Annotated in this window: 17 protein-coding genes; 6 read left to right on the forward strand and 11 right to left on the reverse strand. The window is 66.1% G+C overall.

The genetic code is table 11. The features are described 5' to 3' along the window. Nucleotides 1-63: 63 nt before the first annotated feature. Nucleotides 64-948 (reverse strand): acyl-CoA thioesterase domain-containing protein, encoded by an 885-nt coding sequence (locus tag B9C99_RS11640; RefSeq protein ID WP_237451097.1) that lies wholly within the window; start codon nucleotides 946-948, stop codon nucleotides 64-66. Nucleotides 949-1,080: 132 nt separating this feature from the next. Beyond that, on the reverse strand, nucleotides 1,081-1,755 hold the full coding sequence (locus B9C99_RS11645; RefSeq protein ID WP_088897931.1) for a PaaI family thioesterase: 675 nt from the start codon (nucleotides 1,753-1,755) through the stop codon (nucleotides 1,081-1,083). Nucleotides 1,756-2,169: 414 nt separating this feature from the next. On the opposite strand from B9C99_RS11645, the gene B9C99_RS11650 reads away from it, so the two are divergent. Continuing rightward, nucleotides 2,170-4,122 (forward strand): APC family permease, encoded by a 1,953-nt coding sequence (locus B9C99_RS11650; protein ID WP_088897932.1) that lies wholly within the window; start codon nucleotides 2,170-2,172, stop codon nucleotides 4,120-4,122. Here the strand turns inward: B9C99_RS11650 and B9C99_RS11655 are convergent. Beyond that, a complete protein-coding gene (locus B9C99_RS11655) occupies nucleotides 4,043-4,828 on the reverse strand; it encodes a MerR family transcriptional regulator (RefSeq protein ID WP_088897992.1) in 786 nt (261 codons plus the stop codon). The genes B9C99_RS11650 and B9C99_RS11655 overlap by 80 nt on opposite strands. Nucleotides 4,829-4,881: 53 nt before the next feature. On the opposite strand from B9C99_RS11655, the gene B9C99_RS11660 reads away from it, so the two are divergent. Beyond that, nucleotides 4,882-5,361 (forward strand): DUF6194 family protein, encoded by a 480-nt coding sequence (locus tag B9C99_RS11660; RefSeq protein WP_088897933.1) that lies wholly within the window; start codon nucleotides 4,882-4,884, stop codon nucleotides 5,359-5,361. A gap of 22 nt (nucleotides 5,362-5,383) precedes the next feature. On the opposite strand, the gene B9C99_RS11665 is transcribed toward B9C99_RS11660, so the two are convergent. The 4 genes from B9C99_RS11665 to B9C99_RS11680 all read right to left on the reverse strand — a co-directional run bounded on the left by B9C99_RS11665 (nucleotide 5,384) and on the right by B9C99_RS11680 (nucleotide 8,419). Then, entirely contained in the window at nucleotides 5,384-5,905 is a 522-nt protein-coding gene (locus tag B9C99_RS11665) for a hypothetical protein (protein ID WP_253250047.1), read from the reverse strand. Nucleotides 5,906-5,965: 60 nt separating this feature from the next. Further along, a complete protein-coding gene (locus B9C99_RS11670) occupies nucleotides 5,966-6,727 on the reverse strand; it encodes a DUF899 family protein (protein ID WP_088897935.1) in 762 nt (253 codons plus the stop codon). A gap of 53 nt (nucleotides 6,728-6,780) precedes the next feature. Beyond that, complete coding sequence (locus tag B9C99_RS11675) at nucleotides 6,781-7,653, reverse strand: alpha/beta hydrolase (protein WP_088897936.1); 873 nt, start codon at nucleotides 7,651-7,653, stop codon at nucleotides 6,781-6,783. Between the two features lie 283 nt (nucleotides 7,654-7,936). After that, nucleotides 7,937-8,419 carry a helix-turn-helix domain-containing protein gene (locus B9C99_RS11680; RefSeq protein WP_060650828.1) on the reverse strand — a complete coding sequence of 161 codons (483 nt, stop codon included), beginning with the start codon at nucleotides 8,417-8,419 and terminating at the stop codon, nucleotides 7,937-7,939. An 89-nt stretch (nucleotides 8,420-8,508) separates the two neighbouring features. Here B9C99_RS11680 and B9C99_RS11685 point away from each other — a divergent pair, with 89 nt between their 5' ends. Further along, nucleotides 8,509-8,943 carry a PaaI family thioesterase gene (locus B9C99_RS11685; protein WP_016694835.1) on the forward strand — a complete coding sequence of 145 codons (435 nt, stop codon included), beginning with the start codon at nucleotides 8,509-8,511 and terminating at the stop codon, nucleotides 8,941-8,943. Between the two features lie 44 nt (nucleotides 8,944-8,987). Then, nucleotides 8,988-9,206, forward strand: coding sequence for a hypothetical protein (locus B9C99_RS11690; RefSeq protein WP_016694836.1), 219 nt, complete (start codon nucleotides 8,988-8,990; stop codon nucleotides 9,204-9,206). 316 nt (nucleotides 9,207-9,522) lie between these two features. Here the strand turns inward: B9C99_RS11690 and B9C99_RS11695 are convergent, their stop codons facing one another. The 4 genes from B9C99_RS11695 to B9C99_RS11710 are packed head-to-tail and all read right to left on the reverse strand — an operon-like array spanning nucleotide 9,523 to nucleotide 13,482. Then, entirely contained in the window at nucleotides 9,523-10,320 is a 798-nt protein-coding gene (locus B9C99_RS11695; RefSeq protein WP_016694837.1) for an enoyl-CoA hydratase, read from the reverse strand. 40 nt (nucleotides 10,321-10,360) lie between these two features. Further along, nucleotides 10,361-11,920: a CotH kinase family protein gene (locus B9C99_RS11700; protein WP_088897937.1), complete on the reverse strand. Its 1,560-nt coding sequence runs from the start codon at nucleotides 11,918-11,920 to the stop codon at nucleotides 10,361-10,363. Continuing rightward, a complete protein-coding gene (locus B9C99_RS11705) occupies nucleotides 11,920-12,597 on the reverse strand; it encodes a DUF4956 domain-containing protein (RefSeq protein ID WP_088897938.1) in 678 nt (225 codons plus the stop codon). The genes B9C99_RS11700 and B9C99_RS11705 overlap by 1 nt, the downstream gene beginning before the upstream one ends. A 27-nt stretch (nucleotides 12,598-12,624) precedes the next feature. Then, the gene (locus B9C99_RS11710; RefSeq protein WP_253250048.1) at nucleotides 12,625-13,482 is read right to left on the reverse strand and encodes a polyphosphate polymerase domain-containing protein; all 858 of its coding nucleotides are present in this window, start codon (nucleotides 13,480-13,482) and stop codon (nucleotides 12,625-12,627) included. A 117-nt stretch (nucleotides 13,483-13,599) separates the two neighbouring features. On the opposite strand from B9C99_RS11710, the gene B9C99_RS11715 reads away from it, so the two are divergent. Both B9C99_RS11715 and B9C99_RS11720 read left to right on the forward strand, forming a co-directional pair. Then, nucleotides 13,600-14,307, forward strand: a complete 708-nt coding sequence (locus B9C99_RS11715; protein ID WP_088897940.1) for a response regulator transcription factor — start codon at nucleotides 13,600-13,602, stop codon at nucleotides 14,305-14,307. Next, entirely contained in the window at nucleotides 14,304-15,710 is a 1,407-nt protein-coding gene (locus B9C99_RS11720; protein WP_088897941.1) for a cell wall metabolism sensor histidine kinase WalK, read from the forward strand. Before B9C99_RS11715 ends, B9C99_RS11720 begins: the two co-directional genes overlap by 4 nt. The last annotated feature ends 258 nt before the right edge of the window (nucleotides 15,711-15,968 follow it).

Raw genomic sequence — 15,968 nt, forward strand, 5'->3', positions numbered from 1 at the left:
AACTGTACTGGCGGAGGAGTCGGGCCCACCGAGTCGCAAGTCGTGACTCTCGCAACATGGGTATCAGCTCAGGCGTTGCAGGGTGACCGTCGTCAGGGCGAGCACCTGATCGTCGGCTCCGGCGTCCACGAGGCGGACGTCGACGACCGCATGGTCCTTCGTCTCACGGACCACCGTGACGTGCGACCGCGCCGGCCCCACCTTCACCTGCGACAGGTAGTGGGCCTGGATATCGGTGGCCACGAAACCCGGGAGGACGGTGTGCGCCGCGTGCTCGGCGAGCAGCGCCTGGGCGCCACCCTGGATGGTGCCGATCATGTTGGCCACGAACGGAGTGAGATCGAGTTCGAGTGCCCCGGTGTGTGCGTCGAGGGTGCGCATCCCCAATCGGGAGTAGATCGATCCCTCGACGTGCTCGCTGGGATATTCGCGGATGGTGCCCACCCACTCGCCGGGGTTGTAGTAGTCCGAACCGGCTGCAGCGGTGCGAGGAAGTCGCACGAAGGTGACGAGACCGCGCCCCGCCGGTCGTAGCCTGTCGTCGTCGAGGGCGGCGACGAGCTCGCCCATGTCGGTGATGCCGCACCCGTCGAAGATCTCCGCGGCGACGTGCACGGTCTTCTTGCCGACGCGCACCAGGCGGGTGTCGACGACGACCGGCCCCTCGGTGAGTGGTTCGGCCGTGTGGATGGAGAGGTCCTGGGTCGCGACCCAGTCCGGGCTGCACACGGCGAGTGGTGGGGTGGACGTGACGATGTCCACCACGGTGGTGAGCACCCCGAGTGCTGCGGCGCTGGCGTCGTTGCGCAGCTTGTCGTGCAGGTCGGCGCGCATGACCGCGCGTTCCTTGCTCAGCTGGAGCGACGTCAGGCCGAAGTCGGCGGTGAAGGTGTACCGGCTCATCGTCACCGACGGCCGCTGACTTGCGGAAATGCCATTCTCGCTCATGAGAGTGATATTGCCATTCTGTGGTCGACGACGGAAGGGTTACGTCGTTCGGAGGTTCACAACGCACAGGTGAGGCTCGCAACCCTGATGGTCGACCATGGGCGTTGTGAGCCTCACTTCTCGGTTGTGAGCCTATTCGGGCCTCGGTGTCTCCGCGAACGAGTCGCGCTGCTGCACCATCCATACCGGGGCGATGAAGATGCCTTCCGCTTCCACGCAGATCCCCTCCGGGTCGGCGATGTGCCCGACGACGAACGCCTTACGTCCTTCGACACGGTCGAGTTTCGCCTCCACGCGCAGAGCGCCGAGGGGCGTGCGCTTGCGGTAGCGGATGGTGAGCGTGCCCGTCATCCCTGGATATCCCGAGATGCGCGCGGCGTCGCCGAGGATCTGGTCGAGCAGCAGCGCGGAGACTCCGCCGTGCACGTGCCCGGCCGGCCCCTCGTAGACGGGACCGAGGTGGATGTCCGTCCACACGCGACCGTCGTCGTCCTCGTGGATGTCACCGATCGGCGCGATGGCGTTGCGCAGGCCTATTGCGGCATTGCCCCAATTGCGGAATCGGCCCGAATCGTTGAACCGGGTGCCGTACGGGCCGTCCTCCCGGTCGCGTTCGAGGATCTCGCGCGCGGCCGCAAGGTGTTCCCGCGCCCGCGCGACGTCGTCGGCATCCACGCGGGTCTGCAGTGCGAGCCGGATCAGTTCGCGCACGTCCTCGGTGAGCGGCCCGTAGGCGGCCCTCTGCTGATCGATTTCCTCGTCGGACAATCCGTCGTTGACGTAGAGCTCGAGGATGGAATCGGTCATCAGGGTTCTCCGGATCGTGAGCGTGGTGAAGGAAAATAGTCGACCGCGCGCATGGTGAACGAGTCAAGTTCTGCTGCCGCTGTACGGGATCGCCGCAAAATCCGTAAAACGGACCGTTCTGTACGAAAACGTGTGAACCCCGGCACGGGCGGGAACCAATGAGAGAACCCCGTCGGCTTAACGAGGGGAGGGGCCGACGGGGTCCGTCCGTGCCATGTCAAAGGGGAGGAGACACGGCACGCTTTGTTGCGAGGAGCAACAACGACTCCACGCTACCCACGATTCTTTCACCTGCCAACTTCATCGAGGGGTGATCGACGGGGTGAATTTGCCCGATCTGCACCTATGGCGAGCGTCGTAATTCAAGCGTACCGTTCGCTTCTGCGTGCGCGGGTATGCGCCGGACAGGAGTCGATGGTCGTGGCCGTAACCATCCACAAGGGCCGTGACAACGTCACCAAACGGATGTTGCTGGGAAGGCCGCTGCGCAGCGACACCCTCGGCCACACCCTGTTGCCGAAACGCGTAGCCCTGCCGGTGTTCGCGTCCGACGCCCTGTCGTCCGTCGCCTATGCACCGGAGGAGATCTTCCTGGTGCTGTCGGTGGCGGGCCTGTCCGCCTACGCGTTCTCCGGCTGGATCGGTCTCGCCGTCGCGGTCGTCCTGGTCGTGGTGGTCGCGAGCTACCGGCAGAACGTGCATGCCTACCCCTCCGGGGGCGGCGACTACGAAGTGGCGACGAAGAACCTCGGTGCGATGGCCGGCCTGACGGTGGGCAGCGCCCTGATCGTCGATTACGTGCTGACGGTCGCCGTGTCGATCTCGTCGGCCGCCCAGAACATCGGGTCGGCGATCCCCTTCGTCGAACACCACAAGGTGCTGTTCGCGATCGCCGCGATCACCCTTCTCACCGCAGTGAACCTGCGGGGACTCCGCGAAGCGGGCACGGCTTTCGCCATCCCCACCTACGCCTTCATGTTCTGCATCGGGGTGATGCTGGTCTGGGGGTTCGTACGTCTCGTCGTGTTCGACGCCCCTCTGCGCGCCGAGTCGTCGCACTACGAACTCGTCGCCGAACAATCCCACCTGACCGGACTGGCTTTCGCATTCCTTCTTGCCCGCGCGTTCTCGTCGGGGTGTGCGGCACTGACAGGAGTAGAGGCCATCAGCAACGGGGTGCCGGCCTTCCGGAAACCGAAATCGCACAACGCCGCCACCACCCTGCTCATGCTGGGCGCCATCGCGATCACGCTGCTCATGGGCATCATCGTGCTCGCCGAGCGACTGGGCGTCGTCGTCGCCGCAGACCCCGCGACGCAACTGCTCGGGGCGCCGGAGGGATACCACCAGAAGACGCTGGTCGCACAGGTTGCCGAGACGGTCTTCGCCGGCTTCCCGCTCGGCTTCTACCTGGTGACTGCTGTGACCGCGTTGATCCTCGTCCTTGCCGCCAACACCGCGTTCAACGGTTTCCCGGTTCTCGCCTCGGTGCTCGCGCAGGACAAACACCTGCCGACGCAGCTGCGCACCCGAGGTGACCGGCTCGCGTTCAGCAACGGCATCGTCTTCCTGACCCTCGCAGCCATCGTGTTCGTCTGGCTGTTCGATGCCGAGGTCACCCATCTCATCCAGCTCTACATCGTCGGGGTGTTCGTCTCCTTCACGTTGAGTCAGACCGGCATGGTGCGCCACTGGACCCGACTGTTGGCGACCGAGACGGACACCCGTCACCGGCGGAGGATGCAACGCTCGCGCGTCGTCAACGGTGTCGGCCTGGCGATGACGGGGACAGTCCTGATCATCGTGCTCATCACGAAATTCGTAGCCGGCGCATGGATAGCGATCCTCGCCATGATGACCGTCTTCGTGACGATGCGGGCCGTCAACCATCACTACCGACGCGTGGCGGCCGAACTCGACGCCGGTAAATGGGACGGTCTGCTGCCCAGCCGTACGTATTCGATCGTGCTCGTGGCCAAGCTGCACCATCCGACTCGTCGGGCGCTCGCGTACGCCTCGGCCACCCATCCCGACACCCTCGAGGCGATCACCGTCGACGTCGACGAGGAGGACACCCGTGCTCTTGTGCGTGAGTGGGAGGCCAGCGACATCACTATTCCGTTGAAGGTGCTGGAGTCGCCGTACCGGGAGATCACACGACCGGTGCTCGACTACGTCAGGCGGGTGCGGGGCAATTCGCCGCGCGATGTGGTCACCGTCTTCATCCCCGAATACGTCGTGGGGCACTGGTGGGAGAATCTGCTCCACAATCAGAGCGCGCTGCGGCTCAAGAGTCGTCTGCTGTTCCAGCCCGGGGTGATGGTGACGAGTGTGCCGTGGCGGTTGCACTCGTCGGACTCGAGTTAGGCGAGCGCGGAGTCCCGTTCCCGATCAGGTTCGCGATGTCTGCACCGGCCCGCAGCAACACTTCGGATTGCACGGCGATGGTGCGTAGTCGCTCGTGGAGTGCATCCCGAGCGGTGTCGGTGTCGTCGTCGGTTCCGATCGCTGCCATCACCGCCCGGACCGCCGGGATCCGGTAGCCACCCGCGCGTAGTGCGGCGACGATCCGCGCATCCCGCGCCGCGGCGGGTGAGTAGCTCCGAATACTGTTGCGGTCGGTCCGTTCGGGCGCGACCAATCCCTCCTTCTCCCAGAACCTCAGCGTGGACGACCGCACCCCGATCGCCGTCGCCAGCTCGGTGATGCTCATGGCGTCGCGGGGCAGCGGAGGCGCGTTGTGGGCGGCCTCGTCGACGATGGTGTCGAGTGCGCGGAGCGCGGCGAGACTCTCGTCGCGTGCACGCGCGAGCCCACTGTGGAGTTCGACGACACGAGCGAGCGCCTCGTCGTAGGGGAGTGCCTGCACATCGTGCATGACACTGCGCGCCTCCATGGGCCCGACCGCGACAGCCAGTGCGCGGTACGCACGCAGAGCCGCGACGTGTTCGGGTCCGAATCTGCGATAGCCGTTGGGCATTCGTACGGCAGGAGGGATCACCCCGAGACGTTCGAGGTCGCGCACCTGCTGCACGGAGTATCCGACGGCTGCGGCCAGGCGCCCCGTCGTCATCGTGTGCTCCACAGCCGAACCCTCCATAAGCACTTCAAGGCGACACTCGAAGTATGACGATGGAACAGATCCTCGCAGAGATCAGGAGTTTCGACGGTGTCCTCGAGCTCGCACCACAGGAGGGGAGTGGGCATCCCGAGATCTCGTGGGGCGATCACTTCTTCTACTACACCTCGGACGGAGAGGTCCCGCACAACCGGCAGCCCTACGCGACGATCGTGACGAAGAACTATCCGGACGACGAGGATTCACGCCTCGACGAACCGGGCCGATGGCGAGTGAACGTGCATGCGGGGTCGCAGCTGTTCATCGAACTGCTCGGCTACCCGCCCCGGTCCGTCGACCCCTCGACGATCGACTTCGCCGAGGCCGACGTGTTCATGCCACACCCGCTCTACGGTTCACTGGGGTGGGTCGCGGTCGTCGAACCCGGCGAGCGGGCCACGCCGCGTCTGCTCGAAGTGCTGCGCGACGCCCACCTGGCCGATCGGCGCCGCGTCGAACGCAGGAGCGCGCTGCGCGACACGGAGTGATCGTGCGAAAGAGATTCTGCCGTCACTCATCCGGATTGTTCTCGAAGAACGACGTCACGGTGTCGACGGTGAAGCGATGACGCAGACGGCACGCAGAGTTCTGGTTCGCGAACAGCCCCGGGATGCGGAAGGCATCCTCGCGCGCGACGGTGTGCGTCCACTGCACCGGCACGATCCACTCGCGGTGGTCCTCGTGCGGGTCCGTGCCCTCGCTCTCGTGGACATACGGCGCCTTCAGCTCGAGGCTGCGGAACGGGACCGGCCGGCCGTCGACGACGAGCGTCGCCTCGTCGGCCGGTGCCGCCGGCCCGGTCACGACGCCGATGCCGACGTACCCGTTCTTCGGGATGTAGACGAAGACGCGGCCACCGACGGTCAACTCCTGCAAGGAATCCGAATACCAGCGGCCACCGCCGGCGGCGACGAAGCCGTAACGGCGGCCGTCGTCCCAATTCCGTGACGGGCTGCGCTCGCCGAAGTTCACGTACCAATCCCGGCCGTTCCATTCGGACTCGGGACGATTCGACCCGGACGATTCCGCCACGCACACTCCTTCGTCGGGAACACCTCGTTCCACGGTAGGCGCGCGGCGCCGTCGGTGTGATCAGTGCCAGTCGCTCTTCCTTCCGAGGGTCTCGACGGGAGTCGCACCGGGCCGGGTCCACTGCGGCACCGGGCGGCTCGTCTCATCCCATGTCGCGTTGCCGTCGGCATCGGCGCGCCAGAACCAGCACGGGTCGTCTCCCTCCGGCCACCCCTCGGGTTTGTCCTCCCACCTCTCGCCGCGTCCGTACGGGGTCATGTCGAGCAGGCCGGCCGAGCTGTTGGCCCTTTCGGTGCCGCGACCCGTCGTGGAGTAGGTGAGGAAGGTCCGGTCACCGTCGCGGAGATAGGAGGTGAGATAACCCATCGCTCCGCCCACGGGTTCGGCGACGTCGCGCACCGAATACCAGGGCTGGGTGTATCCCATGAACTCGACGAACGCCGCCATCTCCTCCCACGGACCAGTGGTGACGAACGCGAGCGACACTCCGCGAGCATTGAGGTAGACGGCATCGCGGACGTGCCAGGCCGTGGTCGTGCACCCCTCGCACTGTCCCTGCGGAGGCGCGCCGTCGTACCACATGTGCTTGTAGACGACGAGTTCGTTGCGGCCCTGGAAGAGGTCGAGGAAGGGGACCGGGCCGTCGGGCCCGACCACCTCGACCGTTCCGTCGAACTCCACCATCGGGAGTCGTCGGCGGGCCGCGGCGATGGCATCGCCCTCCTTCGTGTGGGCCTTCTCCCGAACGAGGAGTTCGTCGCGCGCGGCCTGCCAGGCCGCGAGGTCGACCACGGGTGGACGGCTGGAATGCGGTTCGGTCATGGTGACCTCCGGAAAGCGGGAACCGCGACGCGCGCGGGAGCGGATCGGACGGATTACACGCGGCTCGGTTGGAGCACGTCGCGGAGCACGGCGGCGAACGCTTCCGGATCGCCGGGCATGCCCTCGGCGGCTCCCATGAAGCCACCGTGATCGCCGGGGAACAGCGTCGGAGTGGTGCCGAGTCGCTCGGCGAGCGCTGCCGAGGCGCGGCCGCACAGCTGGCGTACCGATTCGCGACCACCTGCGACGACGATGTGCGTGGACGCGTTCGCCAGAGCGTCGAGATCGGGGTGGTAGCCCGTGCACGACATCCAGTTCTGGCCCAGCAGCACGTCGTCGCGGGTCCCGTCGTCCTCGGTGGGCAGGCCGAAGTCGGACGGGTTCGGAGCAGGCCGGTCGAGATAGTCGGAGGTCAGCTCACCTTCATAGCTGACCAGTGCGATGAACTTCGCCATGGCCGGCCCGAGGCCGCTGCGCTGATAGGTGTCGCGGATGTCGTCGCGCACCGCTTCGGCCCCGATGCGATCAGGCAACAACTCGACGATCGGCGGTTCGTGCGCGACCAGCGTGCGCACCTGCTCGGGATGCCGCGAGACGAGTTCGAGCGCGTTGACCGCGCCGCCGCTGCTGGCGAAGACGTCGACGGGACCGAGATCGAGCTCGGCGAGGATCCGGCGCAGGTCGTCGGCGTGCAGGGCCGGGGTGGACTGCATCGACGTGTCGGTGCGCGTGCCGCGACCCGTGCCGCGCGGGTCGTAGGTGATCACCGTCCGGTCGTCGAGGTAGGAGACGAGGCTGGTGAAGCCGCTCGCGTCCATCGGGGATCCGGCGAGCAGAAGAGGAGTGGTGTCGCCGGGGGCGGTGCGGACGTCGTAGACGAGAGTCGCGCCGGGGACGTCGATCGTGCGGGTGACGGGTTCGGGCATGTCGGCTCCTTCGGTCGGTGACCATACCGACTCGCGGTGCCCGCAAAATTCATCGCACATACGACCGCGTCCGCACCCTTGATGGATGCGGACGCGGCGTGCGCTGGCTCAGTGGGCGATGCCCGGTTTCGCGGGCAGTCCGCCGAGGAGCGCAAGAGATCCAAAGTGCATATGTGTTCCTCCTGTCGTTCGGTTATCCGGACTGCGTCCGCACCGGGACGCTGAGCCAGGAGTACCCGTGGCCTCGGCGCCAAACACCGCCGAGGATCGAAAATTCATTTCGTTATGTCTTCGTGCCCTCGGGGAGTTTTCGCGCGGTCGGGCCGGGTCGGGTCTGCGATTCGCTCGGCCTCAGCGGACCGTGGCCGTGGGCGCACTGCACGACCGCTTCGACCGGCGCGCCGCAGTCGCGATGTTCGATGAGCAGCGACGGACCCTCCGGATCGGCGCAGTATTTGTCACCCCACTGGAGCAGGGCGACGAGGATCGGGTAGAGATCGCGGCCCTTGTCGGTGAGCCGGTACTCGTTGCGCGTGCGGCGGCCTTCCTCGCGGTAGGGGACGGTGTCGAGGATCCCGGCCTCGACGAGGGTGCGCAGTCGGGCCGACAGCACGGGGTCGGAGATGCCGGTGTGCCGGCGCATCTGCTCGAAACGTCGCACGCCGTTGAACACTTCGCGGAGAACGATCATCGTCCATTTCTCGCCGATGACGTCCATCGTGCGCTGGACCGAGCAGTTGTCGGTGCTGTAGTCGAGCCACTGCATGCCCACAGGGTAGCTGACTTAATGCTTGACAGTCAGCCTTGACAGTGGCTAACTGTGGATATCGAAGTCAGCGTGAACGAGGAGTTGTCATGACCGGAAGTGTCGAGGCCCGTCCGACCATCGAGGACTACGGGCAGAAGCCGCCGAGCCGATTCGTCGAGGCGAGCGGCTTCGTCATCGAGGAAGCCGCCGGAACGAAGGTCACCGGATACGTCGACCTGGGACCCGACCACCACACCCCGTGGGGAGTCGTGCACGGCGGGCTCTACGCGACCATCGTCGAAACTGCCGGCAGCATCGGCGCAAGTGCCGCGGTACTCGAGCGCGGTCAGTTCGCCGTCGGCGTCAACAACTCGACCGACTTCCTGCGCTCGACGACGGGATGCCGTGCGTCGGTCACGGCAGAACCGTTGCAGCAGGGGAGGACTCAGCAACTGTGGCTGGTGATCATCACCGACACCACGACCGGCAAGGTCCTCGCTCGCGGTCAGCTGCGACTGCAGAACGTTCCGTTGCCGGAGTAGTTGTTTGCGCGCATCGGTGTCGGGAATCCGTATCCATGGCAAGCATGGAACCGTTTCTCCCGATCAAGCACACCGGCTCCGACGAGATCGACGCGGCCGATCCCGGTCAGGGCGCACCGGCTACAGATCCCGGACCCGTCCCGGGTGAGGACGTCGACCCCGAGATGGCGCAGCGCGAGAAGGACGAACTCGAGAAGAGGATGTCCGAAAAGCGTCGAGAGGACACGGTTTTCCGGACTCCTGAAGTGGATTCGTCCGAATAGACCGAACCGCGCCCGCACGCAGGGGGAGTGCGGGCGCGGAGTCGATCGGTCCGGCTGTCAGAGAATGATGCCGAGGGCGGCGAGCAGTCCACCGAGGGTCAGTGCGAGAGATCCGAGCAGCATAGGAATACCTCCATGTTGTTGTGGATGGGCACGCCCGCGAACGGACGCGGGAAGTGAAAGATCCGCAAGATCAATTCACTTCCGTCCCATACTTCGCGAAGGCCCCAGAGCCTGTTACCTGCCGTCACGAGTTGTTATGGTTCCGTGATAAATCTGTCCGATTAGACTGAAATACCCTTTTGTCATGGGTGTTTCAGGACTTGGGGTTCACGGCGTTCTGGGACTTTCCACGTTCGATCACTGCCGCCCGCCTCTCGGCGACCCGCGACGGCGAGAACTCCCGCATCCACTCTTCCGAGGTCTGCTGCTCCACCCGTAGGGCCGGTTCGACGACATGCTCCTCGGCCTGGCGGTACGACGCAAGCAACGCCCGCACACCCGGCTGGTCGTTGCCGGCGATCGTCCGCGCGACCTCCACGGCCGTGTCGAGCAGTTCGTCGTGAGCCACGACCTGCGTCACCAGACCCGCACGCAGCGCTTCCTCGGCGCCCACGAAGTTCCCGGACAGGCTCATGCGACGCGCGAAGCCCGGACCCACCGCCGCGGGCAGGCGCTGGGTGAGTCCCCAACCCGGCAGGACGCCGACGCGCGCATGGGTGTCGGCGAAGCGGGCACGCTCGGACGCGATGAGGAAGTCGCACGCGAGCGCCATCTCGAGGCCGCCGGTGATGGCGGCACCGTTCACCGCGCCGATGATCGGCTTGGAGATGGGCTTCCACGGATGACCGACAGGGAGGTCGGCGCCGGAGACCAGCGACAGGTTGCCTCCGCTTTCTCCGAGTTCCTGCAGGTCGAGTCCGGCGCAGAAGGCCGGGTCGGTGCCGGTGAGGACCACGACGTTCGTCTCGTCGTCCACCTCCGCGGCGGCGATCTCGGTGCGCAGGGCATCGATGAGCGCCGAGCTCAGCGCATTCCGCGCCTCCGGGCGGTTGAAGGTGAGAATGCGGACGGAATCGCGCTGCTCGACGAGCAGGATCTCTTCGGAAGTCATGGCCAGACAGTATCCGCAACTTCGGTGGATCCGACCCCGCTCAGCGGGGCTGAATCCACTGAAGCTGTGCCTGCGTACGTTCCTCGATCCACGAACGCATCGAGTCGACGCTCTCCTGCAGCGCCTCGGCCGTGAGTCCGTCGGAGGTCGGCACCGACGCCGCCACCTCGTCGAGAACCTCGAGCGCCAGACCGCTGCCGTAGATCTGCTCGGACAGTTCCTGGTACGCCTGGTGGTAGATCTCCGTGAAGGCGTCGGAGTCGAGGAAACGGGTCTTCAGTGTGTTGCCACCCATCGGGCCCCGACCTTCCCCGTCACCTCCCGGCATTCCCGGTGGCATGCCCTGGGGCATCCCCTCCGATGGCGCGCCGCCCGGCATGCCCTGCGGAGGACCACCGCGCCCGGGCTGCATCGCCGGTGCGTCGCCCTGCTGCATCGTCGGTGGCTGGGGTGCACCCTCCGTGCTTCCTCCGGGGCCGCCCGGTCCCATGCCGTCCATCATGGAGATGGTGTCGTCGGGGCCGGCGGTCGTGTCGCCCTGCATGGCCATGTTCAGATCCCACGAGACCACCGACAGTTTCTTCGTGTCGAGGTCGTACCAGAGGTAGTAGTTCTGACCGGGTCCGGCCATGTCATCGAAGTTGACGAGCAGGTTCTGAGTCGCGACGTACCGAGCGAAGGACTCGACGTCGACCCAGTCGGCGAGGTGCGCGTCGAATTCGGCGTCGTCGGCCGAGTCCATCCACTGCAGGAAGCTGATGATCGGTTGCAGCGTCCCGGAATCGGCGGCATTGATCTCCTTGAACTGGTCGGCGTAGTCCGACTGGTCGTCTCCGACGTACTCGAACCGCGACGACGCATCGGCCTTGTAGAGATAGCCGGGGGAGTCGAACAGCGAGTTGGCGTACTGCTCGTCAGGATGCTCGAGCACCAGTCGCGTCGCGGTGGCGCTGTCGTTGACCGAGTACACCGTGTACGCGTACCGCTGGGTCGGCTGATCGGTCTCGGCGGTGAGCGACAACGCCATCGCCTCGTTGATCACCGGCGAGCCCGGCCGCACCGACAGTTCGGTCATGCCCTGATACGCGCGACCGTCGACGTACTTGTCGAAACGGATCAGCAAGGGCAGTGAGGTCGGATCCTCCGGGTCCACCTGCGTCATGCCTTCCATCCCGGGCGGGCCCTGCGCCTGATCGAAACCCTCGCCCTGCAGGCCGCGCAGCGTCGAGTTGCCCTTCAGGCGCACACCCACGTCGTCGATGCGGGTGCCGTCGATGACCACATCGGCGACCACCCACTCCTTGTCGCCGTCCTTCTCGTATGCGGAGATCATGTCGTCGTACTCGGAGTCGCCGATCTCGAGCGACAACTCGTGCGTGACGGAGGCGTCGAACAGATCGACTGTGCCGGCGACGTTCTGGGTGATCTCCGAGGAGATGATCGTCGGGTCACCGGTGATGTAGGGCCGCACGCGCGTCGCTCCGAAGGCCGTGGCCACGATCGCGACGAACGCGACGAACGCCACCGGCAGTTTCCAGTGCCGACGCAGCGAGGTCGGTATCCGGTGTCGCAGCCGGCGCCGCGGTGTCGATGCCGTCATCACAGGTCGGTCTGGTCGTATCCGGTCAGGACGCTCACCCGCTGGCCGGCATTGACGGCGCTCAGAGCGGCGATCAGATCGTTCGAGCTCGTGCCCTTCTTCAGCTGCGCCGTGTAGTACAGCTCCACCAGGGCGCCGGCGCGGACGGATTCGGTGGACACCAGCTCGTATTCACTGCAGTGCTTGATGAGAACGTCCTCGACGGTGCTGGTGTAGGCGGGCTCCGGCGGCACCTGCACCTTGACCACCTGACGCTGCACGTCGAGCTTGAACCAGTTGAACTTGTTCATGATCAGCAGCACGAGGCAGATCGCGACGGTCGCCGCGATGGCGAGCACGTAGAAGCGGGTACCGGTGGTCATGCCGATGGCCATCACCAGGAAGATGAACCCGACATCACGGGTTTCCTTGATGGCGTTGCGGAATCGCACCACCGACAACGCGCCGACGAGAGCGAACGCCCGGGCGATGTTCGATCCGACCACCAGCATGATGAGCGCGATGACCATGCCGACCAGCACCAGCGTCTGCACGTAGGACTGGCTGTAGGAGACGTTCTTGTGCGTGTAGCGGTAGACCCACGCGATCACACTCGACAACACGAACGACAACGCCAGCGACACCACGATGTCGAAGGTCGTGAACGTGCCACTGAGATCCTGGAAATCGAAATTCATATCCGTCCTTGTTTCTGAAAGGGAAAGTCAGCGAACCGGAATCGGTTCGGTGGAAAGAAGATCTGCGGGTACCCGCGCATCGATGCCGTCCGGCAGCACCAGTTCCGGTGCGCCGAAACGGGACCGGGGTGCGAGCCCGAACGCCTCGACCGACTGGCAGTACTTCGATACCCGGATCACCGACATGTCCAGCCGCGCCGTCAGATCCGTCGCCCAGTAGGGCACCCGCTCGTTGGCCTTGAGCTCCACGATGGCCAGCTTCGGCGGGATGATGAAGCGGTTCTCGGCGCCGGACGCGAAGTGGAAGTCGCGGTCGCGGCCGTGCACCTTGTGGTCGATCGTCACGCGCAGGCCGAGGTCGGCGTCGCGTCCGACGAACGCCTCGCGCAGATAGCCGGTGGTCACGATCGGTCGCAGATCCAGATTCCCCACGAGGCCGGAGACCTCGTTCACGAACGGCCGCTGCGAGTCGTCGCACTCGATGTCTTCACGTCCGTTCAGCCATCGCAGGGCGACGCCGTAGGGGAGGGCGGTGCGACGCTTCTGGGTCACCCGGTTGACGCGCTGCTTGATCTCGACCTGCACGGGAGTGTCGTCGGTGCACGCGGCCGGATCTCCGTACAGCCGCATGCGCACCTTGCGGCGGAACTTCAGGCCCTCGATCTTCTCCCAGTAGAACCGTAGATCCGGGGTGTCGTAATAGAGCGACGTCACCGGATACCCGCCGTGCGGGGAGTGCGGATCGGTGTCCATCCGGGCGGCGAGCTCGCGCCGCAGCTCGGGCACCTTCATCTCGTCGACGAAGTACTTGATCTCGTACCGGTTGAACGCGTGCAGTTTGCTCGCGGTCTGCTGGAAGCCGTTGTTCACCCCGACAGCACACACCCGTCACCTCGAGGAGCCTTGGAGGTTTCCTGGCAGTTCGCTGGCAATCGGGAGACTCACAGGAAACTGCCAGGCTTCCTCGAGCGGGGCGTCAGCCTCACCCGCGACAATCGATGCGTGACCGACCGGATTCCCGAAGCGCGCGTGCTCGTCGTCGACGACGAGCCCAGCATCGTCGAACTGCTGTCCGTGAGCCTGAAGTTCCAGGGCTTCGAGGTGGAGACCGCGAGCAACGGCGCCGAAGGACTCGACAAGGCACGTCGCTTCCGACCCGACGCGGTGATCCTCGACGTGATGATGCCCGGGATGGACGGCATGGGCATGCTGCGCCGCCTGCGCGCCGACGGCATCGACGCGCCCGTGCTGTTCCTGACGGCGAAGGACGCGGTGGAGGACAAGGTCGCGGGGCTGACGCTCGGCGCCGACGACTACGTCACCAAACCGTTCAGCCTCGAAGAGGTCATCGCCCGGCTGCGCACGATCCTGCGTCGCGCCGGCAAGGTGTCCGAGGCCGAACGCAGCTCGCGTATCGCCTTCGCCGACCTCGAACTCGACGAGGACACCCACGAGGTCTTCAAGGCCGGCAAACCCGTGTCGCTGTCGCCCACCGAGTTCACGCTGCTGCGGTACTTGATGCTCAACGCCGGGACGGTGCTGAGCAAGCCCCGCATCCTCGAACACGTGTGGAACTACGACTTCGGCGGTGAGGTCGGGGTGGTCGAGTCGTATGTGTCGTACTTGCGACGCAAGGTCGACACCGGCGACGTCCCCCTCATCCACACGGTGCGCGGCGTCGGCTATGTGATGCGGGAACCCCGCACATGAACCGCCTACGGGCGCTGCCACTCCGTTGGACGCTGGTGGCCGCCCTGGTGCTCCTGGCCGGCATCGGTCTGCTCGCGTCGGGTGTCGCGGTCACGTCGGCTCTGCAGAACTCCCTGCTCTCGCGTGTCGACCGGGACCTCGAGGAGGCCGCACGCACCTGGGCGCGTCCCGACCGGCCACCACCCACACCCCCGCTGGACGCCCCCAACTCCCGGCGACCACCGAGTCCCTTCTACGTGCAGGCCGTCGACGCCGACGGCCGGGTGCTGTTCGTCGTCAACGACGAGTCGACCGCCCCCGACGTGTCGGACGACCCGACGGGCAGGCCGGTCACCGTCGGATCCGCGGGTGACGACGGTCCGCACTGGCGGGTGATGAGCACCGAGAATGCGTCGGGTGTCGTGACGACGGTCGGCATGAGCCTCGCCGAGACCGAGGAGACGGTGGACAGGCTCGTCGTGCTGCAGACGGTGATCGGTGCCGTCGTGCTGGTCGCGCTGGCGGTGGCCGGGGGCGTCGTTGTGCGTATGAGTCTGCGTCCGTTGGACGAGGTCGAGCGCACCGCTGCAGCGATCGCCGAAGGCGACCTCAGCGAGCGGGTACCCGAGGGCGATCCCCGTACCGAGATCGGCCGGTTGTCGGTGACCTTCAACGCGATGCTGGGCAGGATCGAATCGGCATTCGCAGCGACCGCGGCATCCGAGGAGTCGGCGAGACGCTCGGAGGAGAAAATGCGTCGCTTCGTCGCCGACGCCGGCCACGAACTCCGCACCCCGCTCACCACCATCCGTGGCTTCGCCGAGCTGTACCGGCAGGGCGCGAGCACCGACACCGGCATGCTCATGGAACGCATCGAACGCGAAGCGCGGCGTATGGGCCTGCTCGTCGAGGACCTGCTGATGCTCGCACGACTCGACGAACAACGCCCGCTCGACCGTTCCCCGGTGGACCTGCTCGCGGTCGCCGCCGACGCGGTGCACAACGCGCGTGCCGTCGCACCCGAACGAACCATCACCCTCGACATCATCGACGGCCCGGGAACTCCCGAGGTTCTCGGCGACGACGCCCGTCTGCGTCAGGTGTTGAGCAATCTCGTCACCAACGCGTTGACCCACACCCCACCCGGCGCCGACGTCACGGTGCGGGTGGGCACCGCGGACACCGATGCTGTCTTGGAAGTCGCCGACACCGGCCCGGGTCTCGACCCCGACGACCGGGAGCGCGTCTTCGAACGCTTCTACCGCGCCGATGCCTCCCGCACCCGAGCGTCAGGTGGGAGCGGGCTGGGTCTGTCGATCGTCGCCGCGCTGGTCGCAGCGCACGGCGGGAAGGTGGAAGTGGAATCGGAGAAGGGTGTCGGCTCGACGTTCCGCGTCCGCATCCCCCGCCTACTCCCACGTTGACGCAGTCGCCGGGAGATCGGTGGAAGAGCGATTGTCCCGCTGGGCTGAAAAGCTGTGTCGCCGCCCACATCGCGGTTCCTACTCTCGACTCATCCGAGGAAGGGAACCGGAAACAATGCAGTCGCTCGCCTGTCACACCTGTGACGCTCGCGTGCTCGTCGCGAAGTACAGCCCCGCTCATACCAGTATCCAGTGGTCCGACGAGGCCAGGCAGGCATGCCGCGAGATCGCGGCCGCCGCCGCGTGCGGTCCCGGTGC

It is taken from the genome of Rhodococcus sp. BUPNP1, assembly GCF_002215235.1.
Lineage (GTDB): Bacteria > Actinomycetota > Actinomycetes > Mycobacteriales > Mycobacteriaceae > Rhodococcus.